The sequence below is a fragment of the Streptomyces sp. NPDC025651 genome, from assembly GCF_055558735.1.
Map to the genome: position 1 here is coordinate 267,213 of NZ_JBVHLZ010000012.1, position 18,306 is coordinate 285,518.

Annotated in this window: 16 protein-coding genes; 14 read left to right on the plus strand and 2 right to left on the minus strand. The window is 71.6% G+C overall.

Annotated features, from left to right (window positions below; all coding sequences use genetic code 11):
• Positions 1 to 54: 54 nt before the first annotated feature.
• From ACZ4D5_RS35605 to ACZ4D5_RS35635, 7 genes are all read left to right on the plus strand, one after another.
• Positions 55 to 1,770, plus strand: coding sequence for a hypothetical protein (locus tag ACZ4D5_RS35605; RefSeq protein ID WP_467776621.1), 1,716 nt, complete (start codon positions 55 to 57; stop codon positions 1,768 to 1,770).
• A gap of 229 nt (positions 1,771 to 1,999) precedes the next feature.
• Positions 2,000 to 2,308: a hypothetical protein gene (locus ACZ4D5_RS35610; RefSeq protein WP_055570172.1), complete on the plus strand. Its 309-nt coding sequence runs from the start codon at positions 2,000 to 2,002 to the stop codon at positions 2,306 to 2,308.
• A 233-nt stretch (positions 2,309 to 2,541) separates the two neighbouring features.
• Positions 2,542 to 3,366 carry a DUF8175 domain-containg protein gene (locus ACZ4D5_RS35615; RefSeq protein ID WP_467776622.1) on the plus strand — a complete coding sequence of 275 codons (825 nt, stop codon included), beginning with the start codon at positions 2,542 to 2,544 and terminating at the stop codon, positions 3,364 to 3,366.
• Positions 3,356 to 4,708: a hypothetical protein gene (locus ACZ4D5_RS35620; RefSeq protein ID WP_467776623.1), complete on the plus strand. Its 1,353-nt coding sequence runs from the start codon at positions 3,356 to 3,358 to the stop codon at positions 4,706 to 4,708. The genes ACZ4D5_RS35615 and ACZ4D5_RS35620 overlap by 11 nt, the downstream gene beginning before the upstream one ends.
• Entirely contained in the window at positions 4,705 to 6,264 is a 1,560-nt protein-coding gene (locus tag ACZ4D5_RS35625; RefSeq protein ID WP_467776624.1) for an SCO6880 family protein, read from the plus strand. Before ACZ4D5_RS35620 ends, ACZ4D5_RS35625 begins: the two co-directional genes overlap by 4 nt.
• 21 nt (positions 6,265 to 6,285) lie before the next feature.
• Positions 6,286 to 7,686 (plus strand): ATP-binding protein, encoded by a 1,401-nt coding sequence (locus ACZ4D5_RS35630; RefSeq protein ID WP_467776625.1) that lies wholly within the window; start codon positions 6,286 to 6,288, stop codon positions 7,684 to 7,686.
• On the plus strand, positions 7,676 to 9,355 hold the full coding sequence (locus ACZ4D5_RS35635; RefSeq protein ID WP_467776626.1) for a P-loop NTPase family protein: 1,680 nt from the start codon (positions 7,676 to 7,678) through the stop codon (positions 9,353 to 9,355). The genes ACZ4D5_RS35630 and ACZ4D5_RS35635 overlap by 11 nt, the downstream gene beginning before the upstream one ends.
• A gap of 27 nt (positions 9,356 to 9,382) precedes the next feature.
• Here ACZ4D5_RS35635 and ACZ4D5_RS35640 read toward each other — a convergent pair whose 3' ends face one another.
• A complete protein-coding gene (locus tag ACZ4D5_RS35640; protein WP_467776627.1) occupies positions 9,383 to 10,114 on the minus strand; it encodes an SDR family NAD(P)-dependent oxidoreductase in 732 nt (243 codons plus the stop codon).
• A gap of 94 nt (positions 10,115 to 10,208) precedes the next feature.
• On the opposite strand from ACZ4D5_RS35640, the gene ACZ4D5_RS35645 reads away from it, so the two are divergent.
• Positions 10,209 to 11,192 (plus strand): helix-turn-helix transcriptional regulator, encoded by a 984-nt coding sequence (locus tag ACZ4D5_RS35645; RefSeq protein ID WP_467776628.1) that lies wholly within the window; start codon positions 10,209 to 10,211, stop codon positions 11,190 to 11,192.
• Positions 11,193 to 11,273: 81 nt separating this feature from the next.
• Here ACZ4D5_RS35645 and ACZ4D5_RS35650 read toward each other — a convergent pair whose 3' ends face one another.
• A complete protein-coding gene (locus tag ACZ4D5_RS35650) occupies positions 11,274 to 11,939 on the minus strand; it encodes a TetR/AcrR family transcriptional regulator (protein WP_467776629.1) in 666 nt (221 codons plus the stop codon).
• 67 nt (positions 11,940 to 12,006) lie between these two features.
• Here ACZ4D5_RS35650 and ACZ4D5_RS35655 point away from each other — a divergent pair, with 67 nt between their 5' ends.
• From ACZ4D5_RS35655 to ACZ4D5_RS35680, 6 genes are all read left to right on the plus strand, one after another.
• Complete coding sequence (locus ACZ4D5_RS35655) at positions 12,007 to 13,599, plus strand: MFS transporter (protein ID WP_467776630.1); 1,593 nt, start codon at positions 12,007 to 12,009, stop codon at positions 13,597 to 13,599.
• A gap of 50 nt (positions 13,600 to 13,649) precedes the next feature.
• Positions 13,650 to 14,252 carry an NADPH-dependent FMN reductase gene (locus tag ACZ4D5_RS35660; protein WP_467776631.1) on the plus strand — a complete coding sequence of 201 codons (603 nt, stop codon included), beginning with the start codon at positions 13,650 to 13,652 and terminating at the stop codon, positions 14,250 to 14,252.
• Positions 14,253 to 14,502: 250 nt separating this feature from the next.
• Complete coding sequence (locus tag ACZ4D5_RS35665) at positions 14,503 to 15,447, plus strand: ATP-binding cassette domain-containing protein (RefSeq protein WP_467776632.1); 945 nt, start codon at positions 14,503 to 14,505, stop codon at positions 15,445 to 15,447.
• Positions 15,444 to 16,241 (plus strand): ABC transporter permease, encoded by a 798-nt coding sequence (locus tag ACZ4D5_RS35670; protein ID WP_467776633.1) that lies wholly within the window; start codon positions 15,444 to 15,446, stop codon positions 16,239 to 16,241. Before ACZ4D5_RS35665 ends, ACZ4D5_RS35670 begins: the two co-directional genes overlap by 4 nt.
• A 31-nt stretch (positions 16,242 to 16,272) precedes the next feature.
• Positions 16,273 to 17,502 carry a sensor histidine kinase gene (locus tag ACZ4D5_RS35675; protein ID WP_467776634.1) on the plus strand — a complete coding sequence of 410 codons (1,230 nt, stop codon included), beginning with the start codon at positions 16,273 to 16,275 and terminating at the stop codon, positions 17,500 to 17,502.
• Positions 17,499 to 18,170 (plus strand): response regulator, encoded by a 672-nt coding sequence (locus tag ACZ4D5_RS35680; RefSeq protein WP_467776635.1) that lies wholly within the window; start codon positions 17,499 to 17,501, stop codon positions 18,168 to 18,170. Before ACZ4D5_RS35675 ends, ACZ4D5_RS35680 begins: the two co-directional genes overlap by 4 nt.
• The last annotated feature ends 136 nt before the right edge of the window (positions 18,171 to 18,306 follow it).

An 18,306-nucleotide genomic window follows, 5' to 3' on the forward strand; every position in this document is an offset into this window, starting at 1 on the left:
ATCGTGGGGGAATTGGTCGTTATGCGACCGCGTCACGGCTGGGGGGAGCCGACGATGGAACCCAGGGATCAGCGTGCCGAGGGCCCCGGCGACGACCGCCCGGGTGAGTTCGGCCCACCGCCGGACATGCCGCCCAGCACTCCTCCAGAGCCGCAGACACCCCCACACCCACAGACACCCCCGCCTCCGCAGGCGCCTCCAGCCCCACACCAGCCCCCACCCCCACACCAGCCTCCACCCCCCTCTCACCCCCCACACCTCCACCCCGACCACCCCCACCACCCCCGCGACCCCCTCCGCCCCCTCGCCGTCGCCCTCCTCAACCTCACCGGACTCGGCCTCGGCTACCTCCTCCTGCGGCGCCTCCTGCTCGCACTCCTCTGCTGCGCCGCGACCGCCGCACTGCTCGTCGTCGCGCTGCCCGCCGAAGTCGACGGCATCCCCGGCGGCGTACTCCTCGGATACGCCGCCTTCCTGCTCCTGGCCGCCGCCCACGGCGCACTCCGGGCCACCCGCGACCGGCGGCCCTGGCCGCTGCGGACCCCCGTGGCCGTGGCCCTCGGCGTCGTCCTGCTCGCCGTGCCCGCCGGCGGGTCCTACGCGTACGAGGCCGCGCGCGACGAGGCCGTCGAGCAGATGCTCGTCGACCGCCTCGAACGGGCCGACCGCATCGTCGCCGGCCTCGACGGACAGCCGTTCGACGACGCGGCGAAGCGCCGGTACGACAAGGCCCTCGGCATCTACCGCGGCCTCGCCGAGGACCACGAGGGGTCCAAGGCCGCGGATCGCCTGCCCGACAGCCTCGACGCGTACTACAAGTCGGCCGCCGCCCCCTACGAGGCCAAGCGGTACTGCGACGCCGTCGCCCCGCTCGAACACCTGCGGACCGTCCCCGACACCCTCGGCGCGGACGGCAAGGACCACCTCGGCGCCCTCGCCACCTGGCCCGACGACCGCCTCGCCACGTCCCTCTACGAATGCGGGACCGAGGCCCTCGGCCGCTCCGAGGCGAACGGCCCGCTCACCGAACTCCTCAGCACGTTCCCCGAGTCGGACCAGGCCGCCAAGGTCGAGCCCGCCCTGCGCGCCGCCGTCGACACACGCGCGGCCGAGCTGAAGGGCGACGCCCCCTGCCCCGCCGTCGACGAGCTGCGCACCCTCGACGACACCGCCGCGGGCCTGCCCGCGAACGACGACGACACCGGCACCGGGGACCTGCGCGACGCCATCGACCGCGCCGTCGAGCGCGGCGTCTACGCCTGCGGCGTGGACGAGTTCGAGGACGCCGCCTTCACCAAGGCCGCCGAGACGCTGAAAGGCTTCGCCGAGCAGTACCCGGCCAACGGCAGGCGCGAGCGCGCCAAGGACATCGCCGTCGCGGCCGAGATCGCCGCCGAGCGACCGAGCGCGGGCCGCCGCCTGCCCCCGGCGGGACCCTCCGGCGGCGGCAAGGTCGACTTCGTCGTCGCCAACCTCGGCCCCGGCGCCCTGGAAGTCCTCTACACCGGCCCCACCACCGGCACCGTCAAGCTCAAGGACTGCACGTCCTGCCGCATCTACGCCACCAAGTCCGATGGCGACAAGGCCTGCCGGGCCGGCGTCGGCAAGTACCCGAGGACCACCCTCCGGCTGCCCGCCGGGGAGTACCACTTCCTCTACAAGCGGGCCACCGTACGCAATCGCGCCGACGGCGCGAGGCTGAGCACCGCGTACCGCTACACCGACTGCTCCTTCGTGACCCGCGGGACCGCCGGGCTCGGGCTGACCTAACACCAGGTCAGAACACCAGGTCAGAGGCGCGCCGAACCGTCATTGCCCGGCGTCGTACCGCGTGATACACAGAGTGACCAGACATCACGTACGAGGAAACGCACGAAGTCGGCCAACGAATGGCGCCAAGGCGACATGCGCGGGCCCGATTGTCGGCGAGAATGAGCTGTCCTCTGCACCGAGGTGGGCAGAGGTGGCAGAACAACCCACTAGGGGCGGTGAGTTACACATGCTTATGGCAGCCGAAAAGGGCGACATCACCACCATCATCGGCGGGATCGCCCCCGACTGGGGTCCCTTCGGGAGCCTGGGCAACGAGGCACGCGTGATGATCGAGGTCGTGATGGCGATCGCCATCCTCCTCTGTCTCGGCATTGCGATCTGGGGCGCGGCGAAGCAGCGCATCGGTGCGACGGCGCTGCGCGACACCTTCAGCGCGGAGCAGGGCAAGGGCCTGATCATCGCGGGCCTGACCGGCGTCTTCATCATCGGCTCGCTCGGCACCCTGTTCACCATCGTCTACGGCATGGCGGTCTAGCGGCCCGTTCCCCGCCTCGCCCCCCTCTCTCCCCTCCGACGTCCCCATGTCCCCTGTCCCCTCTCCCCTGTCCCCTCTCCCCACCTGTCCGTCGTGCCCACCGGCTGAGGTTGCAACTCCCTGATGTCGAGTCACCACACCGCGCCCGCGCGGGAACCAGCACGGCTACCGTCGTACGTGGCCTACGTGTCCTGCGTGGCGGTTCAGCGAGAGGTTGAGGGGGCGTACGCGGCATGAGTCACGACGACGAGCGGAACGACGGCCTCTTCGGCGGCTCGGGAGAGACCCGCACGAGGCTCCCCGAGGGGGAGGGCGGAGGCGGCGACGTCTACGGCGCCCGCAGATCCGGCCGCGCCGGCGGCACGTCGTCGCGGAGCCTGGTGACGGTGGTCGGAGTCGTGGTCCTGCTGATCGCGGCGATCGCGTTCGCCAACAGGGGCGGTGACGGGGACTCCTCCGGAGAGGGGGGCGGGGAGAAGGCGGGGGCTGCGGCCCCCACGGCCCCCTCCGGGGAGAAGCCGGTTGCCTCCGGCTTCGGTCATGACGCGCAGGGGGCTCAGAGTGCGGCCTCCAACTATGCGGTGTCACTGGTCTCGGCCGACATCCTCAAGCCGGACCGCCGCGGCGAGATCGTGCGCCGGCTCTTCGTCGCCGACAAGGTGAACGAGCTGGAGGACAAGTTCGACAAGACGTACTCCAAGGACTTCCTGGACAAGATCGGCCTGGATGAGAAGGGCAACCCCGCGCCCGGCCAGACGTACGTCTCGCGCACCGTGCCTGTTGGCACCAAGGCCACGGCGTACTCGGACAGCGCGGCGACCGTCGAGGTCTGGTGCACGGGTGCCTTCGGCACAGCCGGAGAGGACACGACGAACCCGGTCAGCAACGACTGGTTCACACTGACCCTCAAGCTCCGGTGGGCCGACGGCGACTGGAAGGTCGAGAGCTTCCGGTCGAAGGACGGCCCCTCTCCCGTGAACGGCGACAACAAGATCTCCAAGGCCGAGGAGATCGCCAAGGCCATCGAGGAGTACGGAGGGTTCACGTATGCCCGCTAGCCGTCGCGTACTGAAGCTCACTGCCGCCTCGGCCGTCCAGGTGGCGGCGGTCCTGCTGGCCTCGCGTGCCTACGCCGCCCCGGAGCCCGACGACGACCGATGCGACCTCATCGTCGGCCCCGCCAAAAAATACTGCGAAAGAGGCCAAGACAGCGGCGGCGGCAACGAAGGCAAATACCCCGCCGAGGCCCCCTTCGACGACTCCTCCACCGACCCCCTGAGCTCCCTCGCCAAGGGCTGTGCCGAAGCCGCCTCCTGGACCGTCGACAAGTTGTCCGACGCCGTCAAGGAGACCGCGAACGTCGACTTCACCAACCCCAAGTTCCTCCAGCAGTACGCCGTCGTCTTCGCCGCCTCCACCGTCCTCACCCTCCTCCTGTGGCTGATGGCGGTGGCCAAGCGCGCCGTCCGCGGCGTCCCGCTGACCACCGCGATCTCCGAGGCCATCGGGTTCCTCTGGCTCACCGTCCTCGCCTCCGCCTTCACGCCCCTGATCCTGTACACCGTCGTCTCGGCGACGGACGGCGTCACGGACGTCATCGCGAAGGCGACGGGCGGTCAGACGGACACGTTCTTCGGGACGTTCTCCAGTGCCCTGAAGAAGGGCGAGGAGATCGGCGGCGGGCCGATCATGCTGATCGTCGTCTCCCTCGTGTCGATCCTCGCCGCGGGCGTCCTCTGGCTGGAGCTCGTGATCAGAGCCGCGCTCCTCTACGTGGGGGCACTGCTCGGCACCGTCGTGTACGCGGGCCTCGTCGACAAGAACCTCTGGTCGCACGTCCGCCGCTGGGCGGGCATCATGATCGCCGTCATCCTGGTCAAACCGATCATCGTGATCGTGCTCGGGCTCGCGGGCGCGCTCTCCGCCGACGACGGGCCGGACTCCTTCTCGGCCGTCGTCTCCGGGCTCTCGATCATCCTGCTCGCCATCTTCGCGAGCGCCATGATCTACCGCTTCGTCCCGGGCTTCGGGGACGAGATCGCGAACTCCCGGAACAACCGCATCATGCGCGGCGCCGAGAACAAGGCCGCCGCCGTGATCAGCTCTCCCGCCTCCCTCGTCTCCCAGGGCATCAAGACCCACAGCGCCCGGGGCAATGGAGGCGGAAGCGGCGGCGGCAACAACCAGGCGCGGCCCGCCAACCCCGCCAGCGGCGGCGTCGCCGCCCACAGCAGCCGCCCCTCCGGAGGCGGCGGCTCGTCGAACGGCGGCGGATCTGTCCCCTCCGCCGCACCCCCGCCGCGCTCCAGCGCGACGAACACGCCGCACGCGGGCAACCGCGGCGGGTCCCGCAACAACAGCAACAGCAGTACCAACCGCACGGGAGGTGAAGGGCGTTGACGACCCAGTCCCACGTGTCCCAGCCGGTCGCGCCCCGCCGCACATATCTGATCGGCCGCGCGCGGCCGAACGCGATCGTCGGCAAGAACCGCGAGACCGGGGAGATCGCCCTGATCATCGTGGGGGCGTTCCTCGGCATGATGTGCGGACTCCTCGTCCCCGTCCTCTCCCTGCGCATCGTGCTGCTCACGGGCCTGCCGATGCTCGCCATCGCCGCGGTGTACGTCCCGTACAAGGGCCGGACCTTTTACAAGTGGTTCGAGATCAACCGCAGTTACAAGCGGTCCCTGAAGCGCGGCACCGCCTACCGCTCGGCCGCGGCCGAGGCCGGCGTACGGCTCGACGGCAGGGAGGTCGAGATCGGGCCGCCGCCCGGTATCGGCCGCATCAGCTGGCTGGCCGCGCCCTTCGGACCGGATGAAATCGCCGTCCTGCTGCACGCGGACCGGCGGACCGTCACCGCGGCCATCGAGATCGAGGGCCCGGGTGTCGGGCTGCGCGACTCCGAGGACCAGGAAGCGCTCGTCGACCGGTTCGGGACGCTCCTCAAGCACGTCGCCAACGGGGACGGCTTCGTGACGCGGCTCCAGATGCTCGCGCGTACGCTGCCCGCCGACCCCGACGCGCACGCCAAGGACGTCAGCCAGCGCGGCGACGACCGGGCCCTGCCGTGGCTCCAGCAGTCGTACGACCAGCTGCAGTCGATGGTGTCGACCAGCAGCGAACAGCACCGCGCCTACCTCGTCGCCTGCATGCACTACTCCCGCGATCTGGCGGGCGAGGCCCAGGCGATGGCCCGCGCGGCCCGCCCGGCCGGCGGCAGGAAGCTCGACAAGGACGCCGGTCTCGCGGTCGTCATGGCGCGCGAGCTGACGGACATCTGCTCGCGACTGCAGGAAGCCGACATCCGCGTACGCCAGCCGCTCGGTCAGGGGCGGCTGGCTTCCCTCGTGCACTCCATGTACGACCCGGACCACCCCATCGACCACATCCAGGCGATGACGAAGCGCAACGCCTGGCCCGCCGAGCTCGACGCCATGGAGCCCACCTACCTCCAGGCCAAGACCCGCGAGTCCTCCACCCGCGCCCCCTGGTGCCACGCCACGGCCTGGGTGAAGGAATGGCCGATGACTCCGGTCGGCGTCAACTTCCTCGCGCCGCTGCTCGTCCACACCCCGGACGTGATCCGCACGGTCGCCGTGACCATGGACCTCGAGCCCACCGAGGTCGCCATCGAGCGGATGCTGACCGAGAAGACGAACGACGAGGCGGAGGCCAGCCGCCAGGCCAAGATGAACCGCACGGTCGACCCCCGCGACATCGCCTCGCACTCCCGCCTCGACCAGCGCGGCGAGGACCTGGCGAGCGGCGCGGCGGGCGTGAACCTCGTCGGCTACATCACCGTCTCGTCGCGTTCCCCCGAGGCGCTCGCGCGCGACAAGCGCACCATCCGCGCCTCCGCCGGCAAGTCGTATCTGAAGCTGGAGTGGTGCGACCGCGAGCACCACAGGGCCTTCGTCAACACGCTGCCGTTCGCGACCGGCATCCGACGCTAGACGTAGAGGCAGGCTGCCACGATGCGGGATCCGCTGACCGTCCTCACGGACGCCTTCACCTCCTTCCTCTTCGGGAAGGTCGAGACGACCAGGCTTCCGGTGCGTACGTCGACGGGGCAGGCCCAGGCGGTCTACCTCCCGACGGCCGCGCCGGGCCTCGGCGACTCGGGCGTGATCATCGGCCGCGAGGTGTACTCCGGCAAGGGCTACATTTACGACCCCTTCCAGCTGTACGGGCAGCAGCTGCCCGCCCCGCACTGGCTGGTGCTCGGCGAGTCCGGCAACGGCAAGTCGGCGCTGGAGAAGACGTACGTCCTGCGGCAGTTGCGCTTCAAGGACCGTCAGGTCGTGGTCCTCGACGCGCAGGGCGAGGACGGGGTGGGCGAATGGAACCTCATCGCCCAGGAGCTGGGGATAACTCCCATCCGGCTCGACCCGACGGCCGCCCTCGACATGGGCATCCGGCTGAATCCGCTGGACCCGGCGATCACGACGACCGGCCAGCTCGCGCTCCTGAGGACCATCATCGAGGTCGCGATGGGGCACGGCCTGGACGAGCGCTCGGGCTTCGCCCTGAAGGTCGCGCACGCCTACGTGAACGAGACCATCGTGGAGCGTCAGCCGGTCCTCACCGACATCGTCGAGCAGCTGCGGCACCCCGAGCCCGAGTCGGCCGAGGCCATGAACGTGGCCATAGACGACGTACGGGCGTGGGGTCTGGACGTCGCGCTGGTCCTGGACCGCCTGGTCGACGGTGACCTGCGGGGCATGTTCGACGGTCCGACGACGGTCGGCATCGACCTGGACGCCCCGCTGATCGTCTTCGACCTCTCGCACATCGACCGGAACTCCATCGCGATGCCGATCCTGATGGCGATCGTGGGCGTGTGGCTGGAGCACACCTGGATCCGGCCCGACCGCAAGAAGCGCATCTTCCTGGTGGAGGAGGCGTGGCACATCATCAACTCGCCCTTCGTGGCGCAGCTGTTCCAGCGCCTGCTGAAGTTCGGCCGACGGCTCGGTCTGTCGTTCGTGGCGGTGGTCCACCACCTGAGCGACGTCGTCGACGGGGCCGCGGCGAAGGAGGCCGCGGCGATCCTGAAGATGGCGTCGACCCGGACCATCTACGCCCAGAAGGCGGACGAGGCGAGGGCGACGGGGCGGGTGCTGGGCCTGCCGAGGTGGGCGGTGGAGATCATCCCCACCCTCACCCCGGGCATCGCGGTCTGGGACGTGAACGGCAACGTCCAGGTGGTCAAGCACCTCATCACGGAGACGGAACGGCCGCTGGTCTTCACGGACCGCGCCATGACCGAGTCGTCCTCCGACCTCCCCGACGAAGGACCGGTCGACGACGCCATGCGCGCGGCCGAGCTGGAGGCGGAGGAGCGGGCGGCGTACATGGAGCAGCATGCGGGATGAGTGGGAGCGGGACCGGGGCCGGGACGGGGTCCGGTCTCCTCGCGGACGCGGCCCGGAGAGGGGAGGCCGTCCCGAACGCGGCGTTCCCGACGGGCTTCTGGTGGGCTTCCTCGGCTTCCTGATCGGGGCCACGGTGCTCGTCTGGTCGGCCACGAACCTCGCGGGCCGGTTCGCGCACGGGGCCTGGCCGGAGAAGGTGTCGTTCGGCCATACGCCGCCTGCCGTACGGCACTTGGTGGGCAATCCGCAGGACGTGGCGGGCGCGTGGCCGCAGACACCGGCGGACCAGCTCTCGGGGTACGGCCTTTTCTGGGGCCTGTTCATCGGCCAGTTGATGGTCCTGATCGTGCTGACCGTCTTCGTGATGGGGACGGTGACGCGGTGGAGGGCGGTGCGGAGGGCCCGCCGGGCGAGTGCGGCGCGCGCGCCTGCTGAGGCGTCCGGGGCTGCTGAGGCTTCCGGGGCTGCGGCGGCGGCTGGGGCTGCGGCGACCGCTGAGGCTGCCGGTCTCTTTGGTGCCGCCGCGGCTGCCGGGCCCGTCGAGTCCGTCACGCCCCCTGTGTCCGCCGCTCCCCCTGCGCCCCCTGCGCCCACCGCGGCCGTGGAACCCCCGGCGCCGGTCGAGTCCGCCGCGTCAGCCTCGTGCGTCGCGTCGGCCCCGTACGCCGCCCCCGCCGCCGAGCCGGTCGCCGCCGCTTCCCCGATCCCCGGCCCCGGCCCTTCGGTCCCCACTCCCCGCGCCCCGCTGGTCCTCGGGGGCCCCGCGACCCGGCGGCCCCTCGCCGTGCAGGCCATCCAGGACGCCGAGGGCGCGGCCCTCGTCCTGACCTCCGACCCCACCCTGTGGGCCGAGACGAAGGACGCCCGCGCCAAGCTCGGCCCCGTCCTGCTCTACGACCCCCTCCACCTCTGCGACACCCCGGCCCGCCTGCACTGGTCCCCCACCTCCGGCTGCCACGACAGGGCGACGGCCGATCAGCGCGCGGCCGCCCTCCTCGCCCCGATAAGGCCGACCGCGAAGCTGGACAGCGCCGTGGCGGACACCGCGCGGACGCTGATGCGCAGCTTCCTGCACGCCGCCGCGGTGGCCGACAAGCCCATGAAGCTCGTCCACCGCTGGTCCCAGGGCACGCAGGTCCAGGAGGCGGTACGCCTTCTCCGTACGCACCCCAAGGCCGCGTCCGGAGCCGCCGGCGAGCTGGAGGCCGCGCTCACCGCGCACCCCGAACGGCGGGACATCGCACAGGAGTTGACCGCCCGCGCACTCTCGGCACTGTTCACGGTCCACGTCCGTGAATCGTGTACACCGAACCGAACTGATGCGCTCACCCTGGATTCCTTCGTGGATGAAGGGGGCACGCTTTTTGTGGTGGGTGAGGCGATCGAGGATCCCAAGTCCCACCAGGGCCCGGGTGCCATGCCACTGCTGACGGCACTCGCCTCCAGCGTGGTCGAGCACGGCCGGCGCATGGCCGAACGGTCATCCTCCGGTCGGCTCGACCCACCAATGGCCCTCGTCCTGGACGACGTCGCCGCGGTGGCCCCGCTGCCCCAGCTGCCGGAGCTGCTCGCCGCGGGCGCGGACAGCGGGCTGCCGACCCTGGCCCTGCTGCGGTCACGGGAACAGGGCAGGGCGCGCTGGCCGGACAGCGAGCTACCGATCCAGTGAGCGAACTGCCGCTCCGGTGAAGGCCGTTCAGCGCTTGCCGCCGTCCACGTCCAGCGTCGTACCGGTCGTGAACGCGTTCTCCATCAGGTACGCCGCCGCATGGGCGACCTCCTCGGCCGTGCCGGGCCGCCCCACCGGCAGCCGTCCCGCGATCTCCTCGCGGTAGGCGCGGTGCTCCTCGGGGCTCATCAGATGCGCGTGCGTGTCGGTCGGGCCGGGCGCGATGGCGTTGACGCGCAGCGGCGCGAGCTCCATGGCGAGGGACTTCACGGCGGCCTCGACGGCGCCGTTGACCGCGGCGAAGGCGAAGTACCCGGGGTCGACCTTGCGGTAGAGGTAGCCGGAGACGAGCGTGACCGACCCGGTCTCCTTCGGCATGTGGGGCAGCGCGGCCCGCAGACACCGGTACTGCCCCCACCACTTGACCTCGAAGAACTGCCGCACCTGCGCCTCGGTGAGCTCGTCGAAGGGCGCGATCACCGCGCCGGACGCGCAGGTGAAGAGGTGGTCGATGGTGCCGACCGACCCCATGACCTCCTCCACGGCGGTGGCGTCGGTGACGTCCAGGGCGCGGAACCCGGTCTCGGCGCCGGTCAGTTCGGCGATCCGCTCGGCGTGCGGGCGCACCGCGTCGGCGCTGCGGTCGGTGAGGACGACACGGGCGCCGCGCCGCGCGACGAGTTCGGCGGTGGCGAGCCCGATGCCGCTGCCGGCGCCGGTGATGACGACGGTGCTGCCGGAGAGATTCACATGAACCACGATCCTTCGATTCCATAGCCGCTTGGCTTTCCTGCTTCGAGTCTCACAGCAGGAAAGCGGCCTGGCCTTCGATATCCCGGTGCATAATCGTGCGATGCACGATGACGCACAGGGTCCCGCAACCGGCTGCCGCTGCGCCGACACCGCCGATGCCCCCTGCGCCGAGGGCCTGAGCCGCTACCGCGCCGCCGTCGTCAAGGGCTGTCTGCCGCGCGCGACGGCGCCCCGCTGCCTCGTACGCCTGGGTCTGCTGACGCCGCCGCCGGACGACCCCGGGGTCCTGGTGCCCGTGTCGCCGAACGTCGCCGAGTCCGAGCTGCTCCAGCCCGTGCGGGAGCTGCTCGACGCCCAGCGGGAGCAGCTGCGCGCCATCAGCTCCGGGTTCTCCCCGGTCCACGCGATCTACCGGGCCGCGCGGCGCGAGTCCCAGGACTGGCTGACCGTCGTCGACGGCGCGGACGCGGTGCCCGTGCTCCTGGAACAGGCCGTGCGCGACTGCCGTGCGGAGCTCCTGACGAGCCTCCCTGACCCCGTCGCCGTCCCGCCCGGCGTCACGCACCGGGCCCTGTGTCCGCACGCGGCCCGCACCCATGCCGCGCAGTGGCGGCACGTCCAGGACATCGAGCGGGCGGGCGGGCAGGTCCGCACCCTGCACCAGCTGACCGGTCACCTGATGCTCTGCGACCGGTCCGTCGCCTACCTCCTCGGCCAGAGCTCGGGCCAGAGCTCGGGCCAGGGCTCCGGCCACGGCTCCGGCCAGGGCTCCGGAGCCGTGGAGATCAGGCATCCCGCCGTCGTGGCCCACCTCGCGGCCGTCTTCGACGACGCCTGGGAGCGGGCGAGGCCGGTGGCCGAACCGTCCGCCGCCCGCACCCGCGAGCCGCTGATCGTCGACGAGGTCCGCCGCACGGTCATGAAGCTCCTCGTCTCCGGCCTCACGGACGACGCCATCGCGCGCCGCCTCGGCGTTTCGCGGCGCACGGTGGCGGGCCATGTGGCCGCGATCTCCCGGGAGTTGGGCTCGCGGTCACGGGCACAGCTCGGCTACCTCATCGCGCGGGCGGAGCCGGAGCTCTAGGCGCCCCGAAGGGGCGCGGGGAACTGCGCGACCAGCCACGACGAACCCGCAGCGACCGCGTTCCCCGCAGCGCATCCTGCCCTACACCCCATACAGCCGCAGAAAGATCCCCACCCCGTCCCGCACGATCCCCTCCACCTCGGCCTCCTCCAACGGCAGCGCCCCGTAGTACGACTCGGCCATCACCCCGCCGCCCACCATGAGCGCGAGGTGCCGCGCCGCCTTGCGCGCGTTCGTCTCGTCGACGGCGAGGAACCCCTGCCGACCGAGGTCCAACAGCCAACGCCCCAGGGCCTCCTGGGTCGCCTGCGGCCCGATCCGCTGCCACTCGGCCAGGACGTCCGCGGGCAGCCGCCGCCCCTCCGGGATGATCTGGCGTACGACGGAGAAGTGCCCGGGGTGCGCCTCGGCCTGCCCGACCCAGTCGCGGGCGAAGTCGAGGAGGTCCTCCTCGACGTCACGGACCTTGCGCAGATGCTTCTCGAAGAGCGCCTCCGTGGCCGCCGTCACCGAGGCCGCGCTCTCCAGCAGAACGGCACGGAAGAGGCCCTCCTTGTCGCCGAAGTGGTTGTAAATGGTGCGCGTGGAGACGCCGGCCTCGGCGGCGATGGCGTCGATGCTCGCGCGCGTGTAGCCCTCGCGCCCGAAGACGGTGCGGGCGCCGCTCGTGATGGCCCGGCGCTTCTCCAACATCCCTTTGCGCAGGGGCTTATGCCCCTCTTCGCCCCGTTCCGTGCTGCTCGCCATCTCACCTCTCCCAGAAAAACTACAATGACCGTTGTAATGTCTACAACGCTCGTTGTAGTTTACTCGCATGCCTGCCGAGACCGCTCCGCAGGCCCCTCAGCCACACCGCAGGGGCCGTCCCGACCGTCCTTCCCGTCCTTCCCGTCCTTCCCGTCCTGCCCGTCCCGCCCGTCCCGTCCTGACCCTTCTCGTCGTCCTGCTCGGCATGTTCACGCTGCCGATGGCGATGTCGGGCACCACCGTGGCCCTGCCCCGCATCGGCTCCGACCTCGACGCGTCGGGCGCGGCCCTCCAGTGGGTCGTCGTCGGCTACTTCCTCGCCGCCTCCTCCTTCATGCTCGTCGCGGGCTCACTCGGCGACGTCTTCGGCCGCCGACGCGTCCTCACCGCGGGCGCCACGCTCTACGCCGCGGGCACCCTGGCCTCCGCCTTCGCCCAGCACATCCTGCTCCTGGACGCGGCACGGCTGCTGTCGGGCGTGGGCGCCGCGGGCGTCATGGCCAGCGGCGGCTCCCTGCTCGCCGCCACCTACTCGGGCCCCGCGCGGACCAGGGTCTTCGCCGCCCTCGGCACCACGGCGGGCGTCGGCCTCGCCGTCGGCCCCACCTTCTCCGGCTGGATGGTGGACGGACTCGGCTGGCGCACCACGTTCCTGGTCTTCGCCGCCGCGGGAGCCCTCGTCCTCACCGGCAGCCGTTTCCTGGCCGAGTCCCGCGCCGACACCCCGCCGCGGGTCGACAAGGCGGGCGCCGCCACCTTCATCGGCGGGCTCTCCCTGACCCTCTTCGCCGTCACGCAGGGCTCCAAGTCCGGCTGGGCGTCGGTGAGTACGCTGCTTCCCCTCGCCGCGGGCCTGGCGCTGCTCAGCACCTTCGTACGCGTGGAGAAGCGCCTCTCCGCGGGCGGCGGCCGCCCCATCCTCGACCTCTCCCTGACGCGCAACCCCGCCTTCCTCGGCTGGTCGCTCGGCTCCTTCGGGCTCGGCGCGGGCACCACCGGCGTCCTGGTCTTCCTGCCCACCTACCTCCAGGGCACCAGCGGCACCACGGCACGCGACGCCGGCCTGATCCTGCTCCTGATGACCGTCCCCGTCCTCGTCCTGCCCCCGCTCGGCGCCCGCCTGGTCAACCGCGGCGTCCCGGCCCGCCGCCTGCTCGTCCTGTCCCTGCTCCTGATCGCCGCGGGCAACGCCTGGCTGACCACCCTGCACCCCGGCATCTCCGCGGCCGCGCTCGCCGGGCCCCTGCTGACCATCGGCACCGGCCAGGGCCTGTCCGTCGGCATCATCGACGCCCAGGCGCTCGGCATGGTCGAGCCCGAGAAGGTCGGCATGGCATCGGGCTTCCTCAACACCGTCCGCGGCGGCACCGGCGCCGTCATGCTCACCCTCTTCGGCGCCCTGCTGCTCGCCCTCCTGGAGCCCCGGGTCGGCTCGGCGGAGCTCGCGGGCCGCGTCACGGCCGGCGCGGGCGGTCACGCCGCCGATTTCACCGCGGCCTGGCAGATCACCCTGTGGACCGTGGCGGCCTCAATTGCCGCCCTGGCCCTGCTTGTTCACACCCTGCTGCGACCGCGCCCCGAGCCCCGGATCCGCCCGGCCGAAGCGCCCAAGACCACCCCGGCCGCCTTGTCGGAAACCACGACAGCGCAGACTCACTGACGCTCAGCACGGCAACTGTCCCCAGAACCAGCCTTCTTGAGGAGTACGCCATGTCCACCGCCCCGAACACCACCACCGCCGCCGCTCCGCTGCGCCTCGCCGTGATCGTCGGCTCCACCCGCGACGGCCGCTTCGGCCCCACCGTCGGCGGCTGGTTCACCGCCCTCGCCGAGCAGCACACCGGCTTCACCGTCGACGTCATCGACGTCGCCGGCCTGGAGCTGCCCTCCGCCCACCCGGACTGGGGCACCGAGCGCACCCCCGCGCTCACCGCCCTCGCCGAACGGGTCGACGCCGCCGACGCGTTCGTGGTGGTCACCCCGGAGTACAACCACAGCTTCCCGGCCGCCCTCAAGCACTTCATCGACCTGCACCGCACGGAGTGGGAGGCCAAGGCCGTCGGCTTCGTCTCCTACGGCGGCGTCGGCGGCGGCCTGCGCGCCGTCGAACAGCTCCGCCTGGTCTTCGCCGAGCTGCACTGCGCGACCGTCCGCGACGGCGTCAGCTTCCACGGCGCCTGGGACCACTTCGGCGAGGGCGGCCGCGCCCACGAGGAGGACGGCGCCGCCGGCGCCGCCAAGGTCATGCTCGACCAGCTGGCCTGGTGGGCGAAGGCCCTGCACACCGCCCGCGCGGAGAACCCGTACCGCTGAGGCCCACCCGTAACGCGTGCCGCATGCGTGAGTGGGGTTCACCCTGACGAGGGGTGGCCCCACCATGCCGCACATTGCCGGATGTGGCCTGGGGACGCCTCTTGCACGCTCACGGACGCTCGCGGCAACCCGGACGGAACGCCCAAGACGCGACCTCAGGGTCGCCGTCGTACCCGAGTACTACTCGCCGCCGCCACGTCCCGCCCCCGGTCCGACGATCCGCGCCCCCGCGAGCGGCAGCATCGAAGCCATGATTAGGGCATACGGACTGACCAAACGCTACGGCGACAAGACCGTCGTCGACGACCTCGGCTTCGAGGTCCTCCCGGGCACCGTCACCGGCTTCCTCGGCCCCAACGGCGCGGGCAAGTCCACCACCATGCGGATGCTCCTCGGCCTCGACGCCCCCACCCGCGGCCGCGCCACCATCGGCGACCGCTCCTACGCGGCCCACCCCGCGCCCCTGCACGAGGTCGGCGCGCTCCTGGAGGCCCGCTCCGTCCACCCGGGCCGCTCCGCCTACCACCACCTCATGGCGCTCGCCCACACCCACTCCATCCCGAAGAGCCGCGTGGACACGGTCCTCGAACTGGCCGGCATCCACGAGGTCGCCCGCAAGCGCGTCAAGGGCTTCTCCCTCGGCATGGGCCAGCGCCTGGGCATCGCGGCCGCCCTGCTCGGCGACCCCGCCACGGTCATCCTCGACGAGCCGGTCAACGGCCTCGACCCCGAGGGCGTCCTGTGGATCCGCAACCTCCTCAAGTCCCTTGCCGCGGAAGGGCGTACGGTCCTCGTCTCCTCGCACCTCATGAGCGAGATGGCGCTGACCGCCGAGCACCTGGTCATCATCGGCCGCGGCAAGCTCCTCGCCGACACCACCGTCGAACGCTTCGTACGCGAGTCGGGCACCGGAGCCGTCAGGGTCGTCACGGACGAGGCGGGCCGCCTCCGCGAGCTCCTCGCGGGCCCCGGCGTGGAGATCACCGCCGACGCCCCCGGCACCCTCGACGTGCGCGGCACCGACGCCCGGCACATCGGCCGCACCGCCGCCGCCCACGGCATCCCCCTGTTCGAACTCACCCCGCACACCGCCTCGTTGGAGCAGGCCTTCATGGACCTCACCCGCGACTCGGTCGAGTACGTCGCCTCGACGGCTGCCCCTGCCACCCCGCACCCGGAAGGAGTCGCGGCATGAGCGCCACGACCCTCGCCACCGGCCGCCCGGCCGCCACGTACCGCCTGAGCACCAAGGGCATCGTCCGCTCCGAGTGGCACAAGCTGTGGACGCTCCGCTCGACGTGGATCACCCTGATCACCGCGAGCGTCCTGGTCATCGCCGTCGGCATCACGATGGGCGCCACCTACGACGGCGACGACGCCGAGATCGACACCGTCGTCTTCACGCTCTTCGGCACGCAGCTCTCCCAGATCTGCCTCGCCGTACTCGGCATCCTCGTCACCGCGGGCGAGTACTCGACGGGCATGATCCGCTCGTCGCTCGCCGCGGTCCCGCGCCGCCTGCCCGTCCTGTGGTCCAAGGCCGGCGTCTTCACCGCGGTCGCCTTCACGATGACCCTCGCGACGAACGTCGTCACGTTCCTCGTCGCCCAGATCTGGCTCTCGGACACCGACAAGGCGCTCTCCCTCACCGACTCCGGCGTCTTCGGCGCCCTCACCACCAGCGCCGTGTCCATCACGCTTCTCAGCCTCGTCGCACTCGGCCTCGGCGCCCTGCTCCGCTCGGTGCCCGGCGCCATCGGCGCGTTCGTCGGCGCGGTCCTGATCCTGCCCGAGGTCCTGACGATGCTGCCGTTCAGCGCCGTGGACACCGCGGTGAAGTACTTCCCGGCCCAGGCCGCGAGCGCGCTCGGCTCGGTCACCCGCGTCGAGAACACCATCGCCCCGGGCACGGCCGTCCTCACCCTCGCGCTCTGGGCGGCGGCCATCATGGCGGCGGCGACGGTGCTGCTCAAGCGGCGCGACGTATGACGGCAAGGAACCCTTGTACGAGGATGAGGCCGTGACCGAGCCACATCCCCTCACGCAGCTCCTCCAGCGGCTGACCCAGCGGGTGCCCGCCTTCGACAGGCGGCGCCCGCTCGTCTGGGATCTGCTGGTCACCGCCTTCTTCCTGGCCGCCGCCCTCACCGACGCGACGGGCGGCTGGCGCAACATCGCGCCCAACACGGACGTGCCGGGCCCGCTCATCTTCCTGATGAGCGTGGGTCTTTCGTTCCCCGTGCTGTGGCGCCGCCGCCATCCGATGGCGGTCCTCGCCGTCATGGTGGCCACGGGCCTGGTCAACAGCTGGACCGGCGCCATGCTGCAGGCGTCCCTGATCCAGATGCTGGTCCTCTTCAGCATCGCGATGCGGCTGCCCCTGAAGACGCTCGGCTGGGCGGGCCTCATGATGATCGCGCCGCTCGTCGTCGGCGCCGTCCGCTATCCCGAGGACAGCTGGGACCAGCAGATCGTCCCGAACGTATGGGCGTACGCCCTCGTCGCGCTCCTCGGCATCGCGGTGCGCTCCCGCCAGGACTACACGGAGGCCCTCGTCGAACGCGCCCGCCGGCTGGAGGTCGAGCGCGACCAGCAGGCCCAGCTCGCCGCGGCCGCCGAACGCACCCGGATCGCCCGCGAGATGCACGACATCATCGGTCACAACCTCTCCGTCATCACCGGCCTCGCGGACGGCGGTTCGTACGCCGCCGCCAAGTCGCCCGAGCGCGCCGCCCAGGCCCTTGAGGCCATCGGCACGACCAGCCGCCAGGCCCTCTCCGAGCTCCGCCGCCTCCTGGACGTCCTGCGCGACGACGAGCCGGCCGCCGCGGAGCTCTCCCCGCAGCCGGCCCTGACCGACCTGGACCAACTCGTCGACGGTGTACGGGGCGCGGGCCTCCCGGTGCGCAGCACGGTGCGCGGCCGCCCCGACTCGGTCCCCGCCGGCCGCCAGCTCACCGTCTACCGCGTGGTGCAGGAAGCCCTCACGAACACCCTCAAGCACGGCGGCCCCGACGCCACGGCCACGGTCGACGTCACGTACGGGGACGAGGGCGTGACGGTGGAGGTGACGGACACGGGAGTGGGCGGCCCTCAGAACTCCTCACCCACCGCCCAGGGCCGCGGGCTGACGGGAATGCACGAGCGAACCGCCTTGTACGACGGCACACTTGAGGCGGGGCCACGCCCCCACCCGCCGGGCGGCTGGCGGGTCCACCTCCACCTCCCCAAGGACAACGACACACCGTGACGACCGTGCTCATCGTCGACGACCAGCCCATGCAGCGCTTCGGCTTCCGCATGCTCCTGGAGAGCCAGGACGACATGGCGGTGGCGGGCGAGGCGGGCAACGGCAGCGAGGCGGTCCGCATGGCGGCCGAACTCCACCCGGACGTCGTCCTGATGGACATCCGCATGCCGGGCCTCGACGGCATCGAGGCCACCCGCCGCATCGTCGCGTCGGGCACCCGCACCCGCGTCCTGATCCTCACGACGTTCGACCTCGACGAGTACGCGTACGCGGGCCTGCGCGCGGGCGCCTCCGGTTTCCTCATCAAGGACGCCCTGCCCGAGGAACTCCTCGCCGGAATCCGCGCCGTCGCCTCGGGCGACGCGGTGGTGGCCCCGAGCCTGACCCGCCGCCTCCTCGACGCGTACGCCGACCATCTCCCGGCGGCCGGCTCCGCCCCTGCCGACCCGGCGAACCACCCGCGCCTGGCCTCCCTCACGGACCGCGAACGAGAAATCCTGACGGTGATCGGCCAGGGCTGGACGAACGCGGAGATCGCGTCCCGCCTGCACCTCGCGGAATCCACGGTGAAGACGCACGTGGGCCGCATCCTGGCGAAGACGGGCGCGAGGGACAGGGTCCAGGCGGTGATCCTGGCGTACGACACGAAATTGGTGAGCCCGTCGTAACGAAATAGGCGAGCCCGCCGTAATGGGTGAACCCTCCGCAAGAACGACCCATAACGCAAGAAAGCCCCGGACCGTTCCCGGTCCGGGGCTTTCTTCAAAAGGAGTTCGGCGGCGTCCTACTCTCCCACAGGGTCCC